We start from the raw sequence: 16,125 nt of genomic DNA, 5'->3' as shown, positions 1-16,125 counted from the left end.
TCGCCGCCCGGGCGGTTCGGCACAGGAGAACATCCCTGACACAATGGTGACGTGAAGGGCATCATTTTGGCCGGTGGATCCGGGACGCGTCTGCACCCGATTACTCTCGGCGTTTCCAAACAGCTCATACCGGTATACGACAAGCCGATGGTGTACTACCCATTGTCCACGCTCATGCTCGCTGGCATCCGGGACATCCTCATCATCACCACCCCTCACGATGCGCCGTTCTTCGAACGGCTGCTCGGCGACGGATCGCAATTCGGCGTCTCGCTCACGTTCGCGCAGCAGCCGTCACCCGACGGGCTAGCGCAGGCTTTCACCCTGGGCGCGGACTTCATCGGCGACGACAAGGTCGCCCTCGTCTTGGGCGACAACCTGCTCTATGGGCCCGGCCTCGGTACGCAGCTCAAGCGCTACGCCGATGTGGACGGTGGCGCGGTCTTCGCCTATTGGGTGGCCGAACCCTCCGCCTATGGGGTCGTGGAGTTCGATCGTGACGGTCGCGCCATTTCGCTAGAAGAGAAGCCTGCAGCCCCGAAGAGCAACTACGCGGTTCCGGGTCTGTACTTCTACGACAACGACGTGGTGGAGATCGCGCGGAACCTCGCTCCCTCGCCTCGCGGTGAGTACGAGATCACCGACGTCAACAAGGAGTACTTGTCGCGCGGAACGCTCCAGGTTGAGGTGCTCCCCCGCGGGACTGCGTGGCTCGACACCGGGACGTTTGATCAGATGACCGATGCCGCCGACTACGTGCGCACCATCGAGCGTCGCACGGGCCTCCGCATCGGAGTGCCCGAAGAGGTCGCATGGCGTCAGGGTTTCCTGAACGACGAAGAGCTGCGAGCGCGAGCCGAGAAGCTCACGAAGTCGGGCTACGGGTCCTATCTGCTGGAGATCCTAGGAAGGGGTCGCTGATGTCTCGCATCGTCGTCACCGGAGGCGCCGGTTTCATCGGCTCCAACTTCGTGCACTACTTGGTCGAGCACACCGACCACACGGTCGTTGTGCTCGACAAGCTCACCTACGCAGGAAACCGTGCTTCTCTCGCAGACCTCCCGAGTGATCGCGTCACCCTCGTCGAAGGCGACATCGCCGATCCGGACGTCGTCGACGGCGTTCTCTCCGAAGCGGATGCAGTGGTGCACTACGCCGCCGAGTCGCACAACGACAACAGCCTCCACGACCCTTCGCCCTTCCTCCACACGAACATCATCGGCACGTACACGCTCATAGAGGCGGCGCGGCGCCGGAAGGTGCGGTTCCATCACATCTCGACCGATGAGGTCTACGGTGACCTCGAGCTCGATGACCCGGAGCGGTTCACCGAGTTGACACCGTACAACCCCTCGTCGCCGTACTCGTCGACGAAGGCCGGGTCCGACCTCCTCGTGCGCGCGTGGGTGCGTTCATTCGGGCTCGAGGCCACCCTTTCAAACTGCTCCAACAACTACGGTCCGTACCAGCACGTGGAGAAGTTCATCCCGCGCCAGATAACGAACGTCATCCGCGGCATCCGTCCCAAGCTTTACGGGGCGGGCCAGAACGTTCGCGACTGGATCCATGCCGACGACCACTCCAGCGCAGTCCTGCGAATCCTGGAGTCGGGTCGTGCCGGTGAGACTTACCTCATCGGCGCCGACGGCGAGAAGAACAACAAGGACGTCGTCGAGCTCATCCTGTCTCTGATGGGAGAGGCCGCTGACGCCTACGACCACGTCACCGATCGAGCGGGCCACGACCTTCGCTACGCGATCGACAGCTCAAAGCTGCGCACCGAGCTGGGGTGGATGCCGCGGTACGGTGACTTCGAGTCCGGCTTGCGCGAGACCATTCAGTGGTACCGCGACAATGAAGCCTGGTGGGCCGCTGACAAGGACGGCGTCGAGGCGTTCTACGCCGCCCGGGGCCAGTGACACCGTGGTCGAGTTCGCAACAGAGTTGCAGGTCTCACGTACGGGCATCCCAGGCCTCGTCGTAGTGGACCTTCCCGTCCACGGCGATGCTCGCGGTTGGTTCAAAGAGAACTGGCAGCGCGCCAAGATGACGGCCCTCGGGGTCGACGACTTCCGTCCCGTCCAGAACAACATCTCCTTCAACGACGCGGTCGGCACCACTCGCGGCATCCACGCTGAGCCGTGGGATAAGTTCGTCTCGGTCGCGACGGGCCGGGTCTTCGCCGCCTGGGTCGATCTGAGAGAAGGGCCGACGTTCGGCGCGACCTTCACAACGGTCATCGACGCGGCCCGTGCGGTCTTCGTCCCACGGGGGGTCGGCAACTCCTACCAGACCCTCGACCCCGACACCGCCTATACCTACCTCGTCACTGACCACTGGTCGCCGGAGGCCGCCTACACCTTTCTGAACCTGGCGGATGAAACAGCGGCGATCGACTGGCCCATCGCCCTATCTGAGGCGGAGATCAGCGCGAAAGATCTGAATCATCCGCGGCTTGCAGATGTCACGCCGATGCCCCCTCGGCGCACCCTCGTGCTGGGCGCGAACGGCCAGGTCGGTCAGGCGCTACACGCGGAGTGGGGCGACGGCCCGACCATCGAGTATGCGACGCGACAAGACATCGACCTCGCCGATCCGGGCCTGGCTACGGCACGCCCTTGGCGCGAATACTCAGTGATCGTGAACGCAGCGGCTTACACCGCCGTCGACGACGCCGAAACGACGGAAGGACGCGCGCTGGCGTGGGACGCGAATGCAACGGGCGTCGCTCGTCTCGCCGCGATAGCTGCGCAGAACGGCATTATCCTCGTCCACATTTCCAGCGACTACGTTTTCGACGGCACCGCCCCCGGCCTCTACGCCGAAGACGCGACATTCAGCCCGCTGGGCGTCTACGGGCAGTCCAAGGCGGCGGGCGATATCGCTGCCGCAACGGCGCCGCGTCATTACATCGTGCGCGCGAGCTGGGTCGTCGGTAGCGGCCGTAACTTCGTCAGGACGATGGCGGAACTGGCCGGACGCGGGGTCGCCCCGCGCGTGGTCGATGACCAGCGCGGTCGCCTCACCTTCGCGCACGATATTGCCGCGGCGATCTCGCATCTCCTCGAGGTGCGGGCTCCGTTCGGCACGTACAACCTCTCCTGCGAGGGTGCGGTTATGACCTGGGCTGACGTCGCGCGCGTCGTTTTCGAGACGGTGGGTGCCGACCCGTCGCTCGTCCGCGACACATCCACCGCTGAATACTTCCGCGACACGAGCCGGGTCATCTCCCCGCGTCCTGAGAACAGTGGCCTGGATCTGCGCAAGATCCGGGCCACCGGGTTCACACCCGTCGACGGAGCAGTCGCACTTCGGTCCTATCTGCAGTCGTGAACCGGTTTCAGACCGGGTGGCGAGTTCACCCCCTCCGGTCTGAAACCGGTTCGCCGGCAGAGTGTCGTCAGACCTCGGCACCCTCCCGGCGCGGCTCGGGGAACTCGATCTTGGGGTTAAAGCCGATCCCCGCGAACAGACGCCCCATCAGCTTTGCTCGGAGCGGAAGTGCAACCCGGCCGCGGTGCAGGCTCACGAAGAGGCGGGCTCCGAACTCAAGGAAATACAGCAGTCCCTTGTGGTGAAGCTGGTAGGACGCCTCGTTGCGAACGCCGTAGGCGAACTTCCAGATGCTCTTCGCATCGACCATGCCGAAATTGACGCCACGATTCTCCCCCATGTCGTGGACGACGACGCTGTCCATCACCTGCACGCCAGGGCAGCGGCGTGTCAGACGGAGGGTGTACTCGCGGTCATCGAACCAGATGAAGTAGTCGCGATACGGCAGGCCGTACTCGGCAATGGCCCAGCGGGGGATGAGCACGCTGACGAACGAGCAGGCGGTGACCATCACGTTGTCCTGCCCCTTGACAAGCAACCGTCCCCAATCCCACGTGGGTACCGGGTTGTTCATCTCGCAAATGCTGCCATCTACGAACTCCACGACGGAGCATGCGAACGGTACGTCGCCGCCAAGCTCGGAGACTGACGCTTCGAAGCCGCGCACAAGCGCACCGAGCGCGTCCGGCTGGGGGTAGCAGTCGTCGTCCATGATCCACACATGATCCGCACCCGACGCGTATCCGCGGAGCATCCCCTCCGCGAACCCTCCGGCGCCGCCCGAATTTTTCGTCATGGACACGACTTCGAACGGAACCTGCCACTCGCGCTCGAGGAGGTAAGCCGCGGTGCCGTCTGTCGACGCATTGTCGATGACGAAGATCTTCTGGAGCGGGTACGTCTGCGCCTCGAGAGACTGCAGAACGGTCTTCAGTTTCTCGAGCCTATTGAACGTGACCACGACTGCGGCGACCGTCACCATGAGCCCACCTCCTGTGCGAACCAGCTGCTCGCTGTCTGTGCGGCAAGGAGCCGCCGCTCTGCTTCTCGCTCGTCGCGCCATAGATGCTCACGAGCAGTTTCATCGCTGGCGAGCCACCTCACCTTGTCGGCTAGTCCCGCGACCGCGAGGTGGACGTTCCGCGGAACGAGCCCCCGCGAGGGGATGATGTCGGACTGTGCACCCACATCGGTCGAGATGACCGGAACGCCATGTGAGATCGCCTCCAGCGTCGTGAGGGTTAGACCTTCATTGTGCGAGGTCACGACGAGTAGGTCAGTCTCGGCCAAGGTGTCGTCGACCGGCACACGCGAGCTTCGACGCTCGATGCGTTCGACGAGTCCCTCGTTGCGGATGATGTCGTCGATCCAGGTAGACATATCGCCGTCTCCGTGGAGGATGAATCGCATTGCGTTGCCGTCTGCGCCGAGACGGTTGACCATCTCGACGAACACTTCCGGTGCTTTCTGGCGGGCTGTGCGGCCCACGAAGGTCACGGTGAATCTGCGGTCAGACGTGAGCGGGCGAAAGGCCGAATCACGCGGCACGACCGTGAGCCCGCCCAGTGGAGCCATGACGACCTTCGACGCGGCGACGCGCTGCACCTTCGTCATCCAATCTTTCAACGAGGGCGAGATGACGTGATGCGTGGTGATCACGTCTTCGACCATGACGCTGGAGATCGGGAAACCGCCTCCGCGGTACTCGATCACGTGGGTGGAGTCGACGATCGGGATTTCGGGACGCGACCGGCGGATCCAGTGAAGACGGTCGTACAGCCATTGGTTGTGGTGCACCACCACGCCTCGGACGTCGAAGTTGCGGAACAGAGCGCGGAGCAACTGCTCGACGCCGGGCGTCTGGGAGCGGGAGATGTGCTCGGAGAAGGGGATAATGAGCGCCCCGTCGGCCTCGGCACGCGTGATCCACGGCTGATGAGAGTCGCGATTGCTCATGACGATGGGGAGGAATCCAGCTTCACGAACGAGCCGGATGGTCTCAAAAGCCCACCGCTCCGCGCCACCCAGCTCGAACCAGTGAATGCCGATGAGCACGGCCGGGATGGCTCCGTCGACTGCCGGTCCCACGGGCACGATCTCGCTCTTCTGGTGCGCGCCCGAGGCCGTGAATTCTTCGTCGTAACGACGACGTTCCGCCCTGCGCGTGTAACTGCGGCGATGGCGCAACAGTTCGAGGTCGCGCAACTCGTCGTACAACAGGGGCGTGCGTGCGCGCACGGCACGGAGGACTCGACGCAACGGGTCGCGGGCTAGATGACGAGGGGGGTCGTAATCGAGCACAGCGTCGCTCGACACGTAGAGGTGACGCTGCGGCAGGTCGATGAGGGCGTCCGCGTCGGCCTCGGCGGCGATGTGCCGGCGGTCCTCCTCGGGAACCGTGCTGCGGAACCGCAGACTGTAGTTACGTCGACGGAAGATGCGCGACAACCCGTCGAAGGTCGCATCATCGGTGGTGCGTGGTTCGAGCTCCCACGTGCCGTCATAGAGGTGGGCTTCGAGCTCGCGCCCGGGAGCGGTGAGCGCATGAAAATTCAGAGCACCCACGAGGAGTCGTCTCTCGCGCTCCGTCAGCCCGGGGGGAATATGAGAGTCATCCGTCAACGTGAACAGGGCGTTCTGGCCCAAGACGCTTTCAAGTTTCACGGCGAGGAGAGCTCTTCCTGAGTGCGGGAGGGTTACCCGGTGATCCTAGCAATCTTCATGGGGGACTCCCTGAGGGGCGACCGGTTAGGATCGATGTCGGCCTCGCCGCGTACCCGTGATCGGGCTCTCGCCGCGCCGGCTCCCACCCACTGCCTCAAGGAGGGCAATGCCCCGCCTGTCACCCGATCCCGCTGCCCTGACGCAGCCGGGTGGAAGCGTCGGTCTTCTGGATGTCTTCCGCCGGCGCTATCTGTTGTCGCTCATCGTCCGCAAGGAAGTACAGATCCGTTACCGCGGTTCGGTCCTTGGGTGGCTGTGGTCCTACGTGAAGCCGCTCGTTCAGTTCGTCGTCTTCTTCCTCGCCATCGGTGTCTTCCTCGGCATGAACGCCCGCGTGGAGTTCTTCCCCATCTACCTCCTCGCTGGCAACACGATCATCACCTTCTTCAACGAAGCGTTCTCGAACGGCACCCGCTCACTCATCGACAACGCGGCGCTCATCAAGAAGATCTACCTGCCGCGTGAGATGTTCCCCGTGTCGAGCATGCTCATCGCGGCCGTCAATACCCTGCCGCAGATCATCGTCGTCGTCATCATCGCCGTGTTCTTCGGATGGGCCCCGTCGCTGCTGCAGATCGGCGCTCTTCTCCTCGCCCTCGCCATCATCGCCCTGCTGGCGACGGGCCTGGGCCTTTTGTTCGGCGCAGTCAATGTCACCTTCCGCGACGCGCAGAGTTTCGTCGAGATCATCGTGATGTGCGCCGTCTGGGCGTCGCCGGTAATGTACCAGTGGGAGATGGTGGCCGAAAAGGTTCCTGACTGGCTCTTCGTGCTCTACCGGCTGAACCCGCTGACGGTCGCCGTCGAACTGTTCCACTACGGCATCTGGTATCCCCTGAACCCCGAGGGCGGTCAGCTGCTTCCAGGCCTACTGGAATTCTCCGCGATCGCCGTGGCGATCTCGCTGTCCTTCCTTTTCGTAGGACAGCTCGTCTTCCGCCGACTGGAGGGGCGCTTTGCCCAGGACCTCTGATCACATCGCGAAGGAGCCGAGTGTCGTGGTAGACGACGTCCACAAAGACTTCAAACTCCGTCACACTCACAGCATCAAAGAGACATTTCTCGCGGCCATCCGCCGCAAGCCTCTCACCACGGATTTCCACGCGCTCGACGGTGTGTCATTCTCCATCGCGCGGGGCGAAGCCGTCGCCCTACTCGGCTTCAACGGGTCCGGTAAATCTACGATGCTCAAGCTCATCTCGGGCGTCCTCAGCCCTGACAGCGGAGCCGTACGCACACGGGGGCGCGTAGCCGGACTGATCGAGGTGGGAGCGGGCTTTCACCCCGACCTGTCGGGCCGAGAGAACATCTTCCTCAACGCGGCCATTCTCGGTATGACGAAAAAAGAGACCGAGGAGCGCTTCGACGACATCGTCGCATTCAGCGAGATCGAGAAGTTCATTGACACCGAGGTGAAGCACTACTCCTCAGGGATGTTCCTCCGTCTGGCATTCTCGGTCGCCATTCACACCGAGGTGGACGTGTTGTTGATCGATGAGATTCTTTCTGTCGGCGACGAGCCGTTCCAGCAGAAGTGTCTGGCTCGAATCCGCCAGCTGCACGACGCCGGCAAGACCCTCGTCGTCGTGAGCCACGACCTCGACATGGTGTCGCGTCTGTGCGGGCGGGGAATCCTGTTGCGCGACGGGAACGTGGCCTTCGACGGCGACAGCGTTCGCGCGGTCGAACTCATGCGCGGCTGACAAAGCCGCGCCCGTTGTGAGAGGTCGTTGCGCCGTCGGAAGGCGATCGAGCCTCAGCTCCGTGTGATGGTCCTGACCCGCCGCGGCAGCCGTCACAGCTCCGCGTGCAACGCCCACACGCGCTCGGCGGCCGCATTCCACGCGAAGCCCTTCGCCCGGTCTCCGGCCAGCACGCGCAGCCGCTCGGCGTCCTCACCCAGAGCGCGCGAGAGCGCCGCGCCGAGTTCGGCGGGCTCGGCGTAAGCGGCGGCGTCGGCGAGCACCTCGTGGTGCACCGCGGTGTCGACCGCGACGATCGGCACACCCACGGCCAGAGCGTCGACCGCGCGCCACGGCCAGTCGGTGCGGCCGCACGCCGCGATGAAAGCGGCGGCGTGTGAGAGCACGGCGGCTCGATCCCACCGGTCGAGGGAGCCGCGGCTGTGCACGCGCGTCTCGGCGAGGCCCGCGGCGGCAGCGATGTCGGCGACGGCGGGTTCCTCCCCCTCAGGCACGTCGAGCACCACGACGTCGCCGTCCCACCCCGCGTCGACGACCGCCGCGAAGGCGGCGGCGAGCGCGTCGGACGGCGCCGACCCGCCGGCGAGGGCGAGGAACGACGACGGCAGGTCGAGGGCGCGCAGGCGTCCCACGGCATCCGAGGGCACACGGAGGCCGGCGGCGGGAGCGCCCCCGATCACGCGCACCTTCTTCGACAGCTTGCTCTTGGCCAGCTCCGCCAGACGCTCGGCCATGGCGTGGGTGGGCACGATGACCGCGTCGGCGTGCTTGGTGATGCGGGCGAGCAGGGCGCGGCACGCGAGGATCTCAGCCTTCGGCAACTCTTCGGGCGTCTCCCACGCCCGCAGCTCCCACAGGGTGACCACGATCTGATGCGTCTCGTTGACGCGGTCGTGGCGCACGAGCGGGGCGAGCGCTGTCGGCGAGTGGATCAGGCCCTTGCCGATGCCGGGGGTGACGCCGAGCTGCCAGGATGTCGCGAGCTCGCGCCGGCGCACGGCCAGCCGCGTCTCGGAGCTGAGCCCGGCCACGGCGGCGTCGTCGGGGATGCCCGGAGCGGGCACGATCGCCGAGACGTCGCACCCGCGCGGCGCGGTGGCAACGAGAGCCTCGGTGAGCGAGGCCGATGCCTCGGCGAGATCGGGAGAGGTCGGCGACACGAGCTGGTCGAGCACGACGCGCAGGGTCACGGTCACGGTGCCGGCTCCTCGGTTGCCGGGTGCAGCGCGTCGCGCACCATCTGCTGCACCTGGGCGTAGTCCGGGTCGTACTCGTCGACCCCGCCCTCGGGGGTGAGCTCGAGGGTGTTGATGGGTTGATCCTTCGCCTTCAGCGCGAGATCGACCAGCGTCGGCGCGATCAGCCCCTGCGGCAGGTCGGTCTGGACGATGCTCGTGGTGGACTCGGCGACCTGCTGGAACCGTGTCAGAACGACCTGGGGGGTGAACTGCGCGAGCACGGCCTCCTGCAGCTCGCGCTGACGGCGCATGCGGTCGAAGTCGCTGGTGGTGTACCGGGAACGGGCGTACCACTGGGCGGTGTCGCCGTCCATCTTCTGCGCGCCGGGCTCGATCCACCCGAACGCCCAGTCGTCGACGGGCTGCCCGTCGTAGGCGGGCCCGCCCTTGGGCAGACGCTCCTGCACCGTGATGTCCACGCCGCCGAGGGCGTCGATCACGTCGGCGAAGCCCTTCATGTCGATGAGCACGTAGTACGGGATCTGGATGCCGAGGATGCCCTCCGCGGCATCCTTCGTCGCCTCGATGCCCGGCTCGGAGCCGTTCGCCTCGGCGTCGGGGTAGAGCGCGTTGCCGTCCTGGCAGACCTCGACCTCGGTGCGGAGCTGGTTGACGCCGCTCCCCCACCCGCAGGTGGGATCGGCGTAACCCTGGTGACCGTCGGGATACGTGTCCTGCATGGGACCTGCCGCGAACGGGAAGTGCGGCATGTCGCGCGGGATGCCGGTGATCGTCGTCGCGCCGGTGTCGGCGTTGACCGACACGACCGAGATGCTGTCGAAGCGCATCGAATCGCGTCCCTCACCGGAGTCGGCGCCGAGGAGGAGGATGTTGTAGTACCCGTCGGACGGCGGCACGATCGGCCCCGACTGGGTGAAGAGCGACGACAGGGCGTCGCGCGTGCTCCCCGCGATCTGCGCGGCATAGGCGGCCCCGGAGCCGGAGAGCACCAGCAGACCCACGGCCACGATCGCCATGGCGACCCGTGACAGCGGCCCGACGCGCACCAGGCGCACGAGCCGAAGCGTGTCGATGCTGAGCACGATCCACAACACGATGTAGGCCAACAGCGCGATCTGCACGAGCGTCAACGGGACCGGCCGGAGCGCCGAGAGGAAGTCGGGGAAGAACGACCCGGTCACCACCGTGAACAGGCCCGTCGGCCACAGCAGCGCCCCCAGGGCGCCGAGCGCGAGGAGGGTCCACATCGCCAGCGTCGCTCCCAGGCCGATGCGTCCGAGCCGTCGACCGCCGGCGAGCACTTGCGCCGATCCGGGGATCAGGAAGTTGAGGACCACCAGCCACCAGCCGCGACGCGTCATGACCTCGGGCGAGGTGGCGTCGGGGTTGCGCAGCGGCCTCGACTCGATGGCTCGGGCCGGCGCACCGGGCCGAGCGGCGGTGAGCGTCACAGGGAGTCCTTGAGGCGGCGGTTCTTCTCCTCGACCTGCGCCTCGAGGTCTCTTGCGTAGGCCTCGACGGAGTCGGCGAGAGCCGCGTCTGCGCTGCCCAGGATGCGAGCGGCGAGGAGCCCCGCGTTCTTCGCGCCGTTGATCGAGACGGTGGCGACCGGAATGCCGGCGGGCATCTGCACGATGCTCAACAGCGAGTCCAGACCGTCGAGTGTCGCCAGCTGGACGGGCACACCGATGACCGGGAGGGCGGTGACGGATGCCAGCATGCCCGGCAGGTGCGCGGCACCGCCGGCGCCGGCGATGATCGCGCGAAGACCCCGCGCGCGTGCCTCTCGGCCGTACCGGACGAGCTTGTCGGGGGTGCGGTGTGCGGAGACCACCTCGACCTCGTGCGGGATGCCGAACTCCGTCAGCACCTGGGAGGCGTCGCTCATCACGCGCCAATCGGAGTCGGAGCCCATGACGACGCCGACCACGGGCGTCTCGGAAGAATGCAGCGGCCGGGTCACCGGTCCAGGCTAGGCGCGCTCGCTGGAAGATCGCGGAACGGCACGCGACACGATCAGTCGAAGAACGACGCCGCACCCCGTGCGTCGTAGACGGCCTCTTCGAGATCGTCGCCGACGACGTTGACGTGTCCGACCTTGCGTCCGGGACGCGGGGCCTTGCCGTAGGTGTGGATCTTCGCCGACGGATGAGCGGCCATCGCCGCGGCGAACCGCTCCTCGAGACCGCCCTGGGCGGGACCGCCCAGCACGTTGATCATGACCGACCAGGGCGCGATGGCATCCGTCGCTCCGAGCGGCAGATCGAGTACGGCGCGCAGGTGCTGCTCGAACTGGCTGGTGACGGCGCCGTCCTGCGTCCAGTGGCCGCTGTTGTGCGGGCGCATGGCGAGCTCGTTGATGAGGATGCGCTGGTCGGTCGTCTCGAACAGCTCCACTGCGAGCATGCCGGTCACACTGAGCCCCTCGGCGACGGCCACCCCGATCTCGGCGGCGACGCGCTGTACGCGCTCGTCGGCGCGAGGAGCCGGGGCGATGACCTCGGCGCACACACCGCCGCGCTGCACGGTCTCGACGATCGGGTAGGCCCGCACCTCTCCCGACGGGCGACGCGCGACCTGCTGCGCGAGCTCGCGCGTGAAGTCGACCAGCTCCTCCACGAGCAGCGACCCGCCGCGGGCGTCTTCGGCGAGGGCGGCGAACCAGTCGTCCGCCTCGGTCGCCGCCGATACGACGCGCACGCCCTTGCCGTCGTATCCGCCGCGCGGGGTCTTGACCACGGCACGACCGCCGTGGGCATCGAGGAAGTCCTGCAGCTCGGCGGCGGCGGTCACGGCCGCCCAGTCGGGCTGCGGGAGGCCGAGCTCGGCCATCCGCGCACGCATGACGAGCTTGTCCTGAGCGACGCCGAGGGGGGCGGGGCCGGGATGCACGGCGACACCGGCGTCGACGAGGGCGGCCAGCACGTCCTGCGGCACGTGCTCGTGGTCGAAGGTGATCACGTCGACGTCGCGGGCGAAGGCCAGCACGGTGTCGGCGTCGCGGTAGTCGCCGACGGCGGTGGCGGCGAGTGCCGCCGACATGCCCTCGTCTTCCGCGAGGACGCGGATCTCGATGCCCAACTCGACGGCGGGCGCGATCATCATCCGCGCCAGCTGTCCGCCACCGACCACTCCGACTCGCAGCGCCATGCCGCTCCTTCCGTCGGCATCCATTCTGTCGGCACGGCCGCGGGGGCGCGACCCGGCCGCTCCCCGACACAACGCAGGAGTTCCCGCCGCCTCCGCGGCGGGCGGGTCGACCACAGGCCCCCGCACGACTGTTTTCCTGCGTTGTGTCGTCGGCGATCGGGTCGGGAGACCGGGCGACTCGCGCAGCACGGCGGGCACAACGCAGGAGATGGACGCGAGCGTCGCGCCCGAAGAGCCGTCATCCGGGGCCGGGCAACCCACATCTCCTGCGTTGTGTCCCGATGCGACGGGACGGACGGCGAGAACGACGACGGGGAGCGCTGCGGGCGACAGATCAGGGGCCGACGGACCCCGAACCGAAGGTCTGCGAGTCGCGGTGGGCCAGGATCTGGTTCACCTCGACCTGATCGACGAGTGTCTCGTGCACGAGGACCGCGTTCGGGACGTTCTTCAGTCGCAGCGCCGGCTCCACGCCGTTGGACAGCGTCAGCGTTCCCGCACCCCACATCCGCTGCAGGATGCCACGACGCAGCTGGATCGCGTAGCCGCGGACGTGCGAGATCTCCCGGCGGTTTGCGCCGAAGGGCCCCGAGCGCTCGATCACGCGCCTCGTCGTGATCGTCCACGTGCGCGACAGCCAGAAGGAGAAGGGGATCACGACGAGCAACAGCACGAGCACGCCCGCCGTCGTCAGCAGCATCCAGTTCTCGTACGGTGCCGGCAGATTGTCGTAGAAGTAGGCCGTCGCCCCCGCCACACCGATCAGCACGAGCGCCGACCAGAAGAGTCGCCGCGCGTGCGACCGCAGTCGCGCGATGCGCAGCTCCGGCGCGGCCGCTCCCGGCGCCGGCATGCGCGGGCGTCCGAGCGGGGTCGAGGGCTGACTCACGCTTCCATTGTGCGGCGTGTTGCGGGCCGGGGCCCGGTGCCACGCGGAGGTCGAGGTACGGCGCCTCAGCGCACGTGGACCACGTCTCCGGCCGACACGACCGTCTCGATCGTGCCCACCCCGACCACCAGGCGGCCGTCGGCATCGAGCCGGGCGGCCGTGCCCTGCAGCGTCGACCCGTCGGGGAGCGACACCGAGACCTCGCGGCCGACGGTGGCGCAGAGCTTCTCGATCTCGCGGTGCACGCGCTCCACGTCGTCGTGGGCCAGGCGGGCGAGGGTCTTGCCGAAGTCGTCGACGAAGTCGGCGAGCAGACGGTCGTCGTCGCACTCGACACCGATCGCGGCGAACGAAGTCGCCGTGGTCACCGGCAGGTCGGCGCGGCTCATGCGGGTGTTGACCCCCGCCCCCACCACCACGGTGTCGACGTCGCCGGGAACGACCTCGGCGAGGATGCCGCAGATCTTGCCGCCGTCGACGAGCACGTCGTTCGGCCACTTCAACTCCGCCGTCGCGCTGTGGCCGATCAGCTGGTTCCGCACCGCGCGGGTCATCGCGGCGCCCGCGGCGAGCGGGATCCACCCGCGCTGGGCGGGCGGGATCATCGCGGCGTCGACGACGACCGAGACGGCGAGCGCCGTGCCGGCCGGGGCGGTCCACGTGCGGTCGAGGCGTCCGCGGCCCGCGCGCTGGTCGTCGGTGACGAGCAGCGAGAGGTGCGGCCACCCGGCGGGGTCAGTGACGACCGCCGCGACGACGTCGGCGTTGGTGGAGTCGGTGGTCTCGACCACCTGGACACGGGGGCTGTGGGCGGCGGTGAGCGGGTATCCGGCGGCGGGGATCGGCATGTCCACACCCTAAGGAACGGCCGGGTGCCGTGGCATCCACTTGTCCGGATCGTCTCGGAGGCATACGGCGGCGCTGGTCGGATGCCACAGCCTCTGCGGCCCTGGCTTGTGCGCACCCTCCAACGTGGGCGACGGTGCGGTCGCTAGGGTGGGAAGGGTGACCGACCAGCCCGATCTCTACACGACCGCCGGCAAGATCGCTGACCTGCGCAACAGGTTCCAGGAGGCGGTCGTCGACGCCGAAACCGCCGCCCGCACCAAGCAGCACGCGAAGGGCAAGCTCACCGCCCGCGAGCGGCTCGAGATGCTGGTCGACCCGGGCTCGTTCGTCGAACTCGACGAGTACGTGCGCCACCGCACCACGGCTTTCGGCATGGACAAGTCGCGCCCCTACGGCGACTCCGTCGTCACGGGCACCGGCACCATCCACGGCCGCACCGTCGCGGTGTACGCGCAGGACTTCTCGACCTTCGGCGGTTCGCTCGGCGAGGTCGCCGGCGACAAGATCATCAAGGTGATGGAGTTGGCGCTGCGAAGCGGCATCCCGATCATCGGCATCCTCGACTCCGGTGGCGCGCGCATCCAGGAGGGCGTGGTCGCCCTCGGCAAGTACGGCGAGATCTTCCGTCTGAACACCGCCGCATCGGGCGTCATCCCGCAACTCTCGATCATCATGGGCCCGGCCGCGGGCGGTGCGGTGTACTCCCCGGCCCTGACCGACTTCGTCATCATGGTCGACAAGACCAGTCAGATGTTCGTCACCGGTCCCGACGTGATCAAGACCGTCACCGGCGAAGACGTCGGCATGGAAGAACTCGGCGGAGCGCACACGCACAACACCCGCTCGGGCGTCGCGCACTACCTCGCCGACGACGAGGACGACGCGATCGACTACGCGCGCGGACTCATCGGGTACCTCCCCGACAACAACCTCGCCGAGATCCCCGTCTACGACACTCCCTTCGAGTTCGAGACGACCGACGCCGACCGTTCGCTGAACACCGTCATCCCCGACTCCCCCAACCAGCCCTACGACATCCACACCGTCATCGACGGGATCGTGGATGCCGGGGAGTTCCTCGAGGTGCAGCCGCTGTTCGCGCCGAACATCGTGATCGGCTTCGGTCGCATCGAGGGGCGCACGGTCGGCGTCATCGCCAACCAGCCCTCGCAGATGGCCGGCACGCTCAACATCGACGCGGGCGAGAAGGCCAGCCGCTTCGTGCGCTTCTGCGACGCCTTCTCGATCCCCATCGTCACCCTCGTCGACGTGCCCGGCTATCTGCCCGGCACCGACCAGGAGTGGACCGGCGTCATCCGCCGCGGCGCGAAGCTGCTCTACGCGTACGCCGAGGCCACCGTGCCCCTGGTCACCGTGATCCTGCGCAAGGCGTACGGCGGGGCGTACATCGTCATGGGCTCCAAGCAGCTCGGTGCCGACATCAACCTCGCGTGGCCCACCGCCGAGATCGCCGTCATGGGCGGTCAGGGTGCGGTGAACATCCTCTACCGCGGCGAGATCAAGCGCGCCGAAGAGGCCGGCGAAGACGTCGCGGCCGTGCGCACGCGCCTCGCCAACGAGTACACCTACAACGTGGCATCCCCGTTCCTGGCGGCCGAGCGCGGCGAGCTCGACGGGATCATCGAGCCGGCGCAGACGCGGGTGTCGATCGCGAAGGCTCTGCGGGCACTGCGCAACAAGCGTGCGAGCATGCCCGCCAAGAAGCACGGGAACATCCCGCTGTGACCGTCGCCGATGACGCCCGGGAGAACGCGCCGGTCGTGGTGGAAGTGGTGCGCGGCGCGCCCACCGCAGAAGAGCTGGCCGCCGCGATCGTCGTGGTCAGCGAGGAGTACGCCCGCGAGGCGGCGAGCGCTACCGTCACCGACGACGTCGTCCGTTCGCGGTGGGAACTCCACGCCCGCGGTCTGCGGGAGCCGCTGAACCGTGCGGCGGGCTGGAACGGCTTCACCGGCTGAGACCCCCGCATCGTGTCCCCCGAAATACCTACAGACGACGGGACGCGGGACGCGAATACTAGAGGAGCTGGAACGCATCATGCGTTCGGTCGGTCCGCTCCTCGAGCCGGATCCGACCTTGCGGGCGGTTTTCGGGTAGCCGTTCGCCAGGGGTGAGGGGTCGGCGTATCGCCGCCCCTCACCCCTCATCTTTTTCACGGCACGAAGCGGGTGCGCCGACCCGGGTGGGCCGACAGGCGGGGTCGCGGGTATGGCCGCCGGTGCGGGCGGCGGGTACGGCCGCGGGTGGTAGGTACGGC

The 16,125-nt window shown here is 67.3% G+C and carries 15 protein-coding genes; 7 read left to right on the top strand and 8 right to left on the bottom strand.

All coding sequences use genetic code 11. The annotated features are described in order from the left end of the window. The first annotated feature begins 51 nt into the window (after window positions 1–51). Genes rfbA through RWP81_RS00265 form a run of 3 tightly spaced genes read left to right on the top strand, consistent with a single transcriptional unit; the run spans window position 52 to window position 3,333 of the window. Window positions 52–921, top strand: a complete 870-nt coding sequence (gene rfbA, locus RWP81_RS00275; RefSeq protein WP_314451096.1) for a glucose-1-phosphate thymidylyltransferase RfbA — start codon at window positions 52–54, stop codon at window positions 919–921. Next, a complete protein-coding gene (rfbB, locus tag RWP81_RS00270; RefSeq protein ID WP_314451094.1) occupies window positions 921–1,919 on the top strand; it encodes a dTDP-glucose 4,6-dehydratase in 999 nt (332 codons plus the stop codon). The genes rfbA and rfbB overlap by 1 nt, the downstream gene beginning before the upstream one ends. A 4-nt stretch (window positions 1,920–1,923) precedes the next feature. After that, the gene (locus RWP81_RS00265) at window positions 1,924–3,333 is read left to right on the top strand and encodes a sugar nucleotide-binding protein (RefSeq protein WP_399540512.1); all 1,410 of its coding nucleotides are present in this window, start codon (window positions 1,924–1,926) and stop codon (window positions 3,331–3,333) included. A gap of 67 nt (window positions 3,334–3,400) precedes the next feature. Here RWP81_RS00265 and RWP81_RS00260 read toward each other — a convergent pair whose 3' ends face one another. Together RWP81_RS00260 and RWP81_RS00255 are read right to left on the bottom strand one after the other, a co-directional pair. Then, the gene (locus tag RWP81_RS00260; RefSeq protein WP_314451090.1) at window positions 3,401–4,315 is read right to left on the bottom strand and encodes a glycosyltransferase family 2 protein; all 915 of its coding nucleotides are present in this window, start codon (window positions 4,313–4,315) and stop codon (window positions 3,401–3,403) included. Then, a complete protein-coding gene (locus RWP81_RS00255) occupies window positions 4,309–5,997 on the bottom strand; it encodes a glycosyltransferase (RefSeq protein WP_314451088.1) in 1,689 nt (562 codons plus the stop codon). Before RWP81_RS00255 ends, RWP81_RS00260 begins: the two co-directional genes overlap by 7 nt. A gap of 166 nt (window positions 5,998–6,163) precedes the next feature. On the opposite strand from RWP81_RS00255, the gene RWP81_RS00250 reads away from it, so the two are divergent. Both RWP81_RS00250 and RWP81_RS00245 read left to right on the top strand, forming a co-directional pair. Continuing rightward, entirely contained in the window at window positions 6,164–7,030 is an 867-nt protein-coding gene (locus RWP81_RS00250; RefSeq protein WP_314451086.1) for an ABC transporter permease, read from the top strand. Beyond that, window positions 7,014–7,760: an ABC transporter ATP-binding protein gene (locus tag RWP81_RS00245; protein ID WP_314451084.1), complete on the top strand. Its 747-nt coding sequence runs from the start codon at window positions 7,014–7,016 to the stop codon at window positions 7,758–7,760. Before RWP81_RS00250 ends, RWP81_RS00245 begins: the two co-directional genes overlap by 17 nt. 92 nt (window positions 7,761–7,852) lie before the next feature. Here the strand turns inward: RWP81_RS00245 and RWP81_RS00240 are convergent, their stop codons facing one another. From RWP81_RS00240 to RWP81_RS00215, 6 genes are all read right to left on the bottom strand, one after another. Beyond that, complete coding sequence (locus RWP81_RS00240) at window positions 7,853–8,956, bottom strand: glycosyl transferase (protein ID WP_314451082.1); 1,104 nt, start codon at window positions 8,954–8,956, stop codon at window positions 7,853–7,855. Next, on the bottom strand, window positions 8,953–10,410 hold the full coding sequence (locus tag RWP81_RS00235; protein WP_399540510.1) for an LCP family protein: 1,458 nt from the start codon (window positions 10,408–10,410) through the stop codon (window positions 8,953–8,955). The genes RWP81_RS00240 and RWP81_RS00235 overlap by 4 nt, the downstream gene beginning before the upstream one ends. Next, a complete protein-coding gene (purE, locus tag RWP81_RS00230) occupies window positions 10,407–10,874 on the bottom strand; it encodes a 5-(carboxyamino)imidazole ribonucleotide mutase (protein ID WP_314451140.1) in 468 nt (155 codons plus the stop codon). The genes RWP81_RS00235 and purE overlap by 4 nt, the downstream gene beginning before the upstream one ends. 101 nt (window positions 10,875–10,975) lie before the next feature. After that, window positions 10,976–12,109 carry a 5-(carboxyamino)imidazole ribonucleotide synthase gene (locus RWP81_RS00225; protein ID WP_314451080.1) on the bottom strand — a complete coding sequence of 378 codons (1,134 nt, stop codon included), beginning with the start codon at window positions 12,107–12,109 and terminating at the stop codon, window positions 10,976–10,978. 334 nt (window positions 12,110–12,443) lie between these two features. Continuing rightward, window positions 12,444–12,998, bottom strand: coding sequence for a PH domain-containing protein (locus RWP81_RS00220; RefSeq protein ID WP_314451079.1), 555 nt, complete (start codon window positions 12,996–12,998; stop codon window positions 12,444–12,446). Between the two features lie 65 nt (window positions 12,999–13,063). Beyond that, on the bottom strand, window positions 13,064–13,846 hold the full coding sequence (locus RWP81_RS00215; protein ID WP_314451077.1) for a biotin--[acetyl-CoA-carboxylase] ligase: 783 nt from the start codon (window positions 13,844–13,846) through the stop codon (window positions 13,064–13,066). Between the two features lie 157 nt (window positions 13,847–14,003). Here RWP81_RS00215 and RWP81_RS00210 point away from each other — a divergent pair, with 157 nt between their 5' ends. Together RWP81_RS00210 and RWP81_RS00205 are read left to right on the top strand one after the other, a co-directional pair. Continuing rightward, a complete protein-coding gene (locus RWP81_RS00210) occupies window positions 14,004–15,593 on the top strand; it encodes an acyl-CoA carboxylase subunit beta (RefSeq protein WP_314451074.1) in 1,590 nt (529 codons plus the stop codon). Beyond that, a complete protein-coding gene (locus tag RWP81_RS00205) occupies window positions 15,590–15,826 on the top strand; it encodes an acyl-CoA carboxylase subunit epsilon (RefSeq protein ID WP_314451072.1) in 237 nt (78 codons plus the stop codon). Before RWP81_RS00210 ends, RWP81_RS00205 begins: the two co-directional genes overlap by 4 nt. The last annotated feature ends 299 nt before the right edge of the window (window positions 15,827–16,125 follow it).

The sequence above is a fragment of the uncultured Microbacterium sp. genome (genome assembly GCF_963521695.1).
Lineage (GTDB): Bacteria > Actinomycetota > Actinomycetes > Actinomycetales > Microbacteriaceae > Microbacterium.
The sequence above is the reverse complement of the archived record's forward strand: the minus strand, read 5'-3'. Positions and strand labels throughout refer to the sequence as shown.

What these genes read in the sequence shown, in the direction of transcription:
- RWP81_RS00250 (WP_314451086.1), top strand. Translation starts at nt 6,164, where the DNA reads ATGCCCCGCCTGTCACCCGATCCCGCTGCCCTGACGCAGCCGGGTGGA.
- purE (WP_314451140.1), bottom strand. Translation starts at nt 10,874, where the DNA reads ATGGGCTCCGACTCCGATTGGCGCGTGATGAGCGACGCCTCCCAGGTG.
- RWP81_RS00225 (WP_314451080.1), bottom strand. Translation starts at nt 12,109, where the DNA reads ATGGCGCTGCGAGTCGGAGTGGTCGGTGGCGGACAGCTGGCGCGGATG.
- RWP81_RS00215 (WP_314451077.1), bottom strand. Translation starts at nt 13,846, where the DNA reads ATGCCGATCCCCGCCGCCGGATACCCGCTCACCGCCGCCCACAGCCCC.
- RWP81_RS00260 (WP_314451090.1), bottom strand. Translation starts at nt 4,315, where the DNA reads ATGGTGACGGTCGCCGCAGTCGTGGTCACGTTCAATAGGCTCGAGAAA.
- rfbB (WP_314451094.1), top strand. Translation starts at nt 921, where the DNA reads ATGTCTCGCATCGTCGTCACCGGAGGCGCCGGTTTCATCGGCTCCAAC.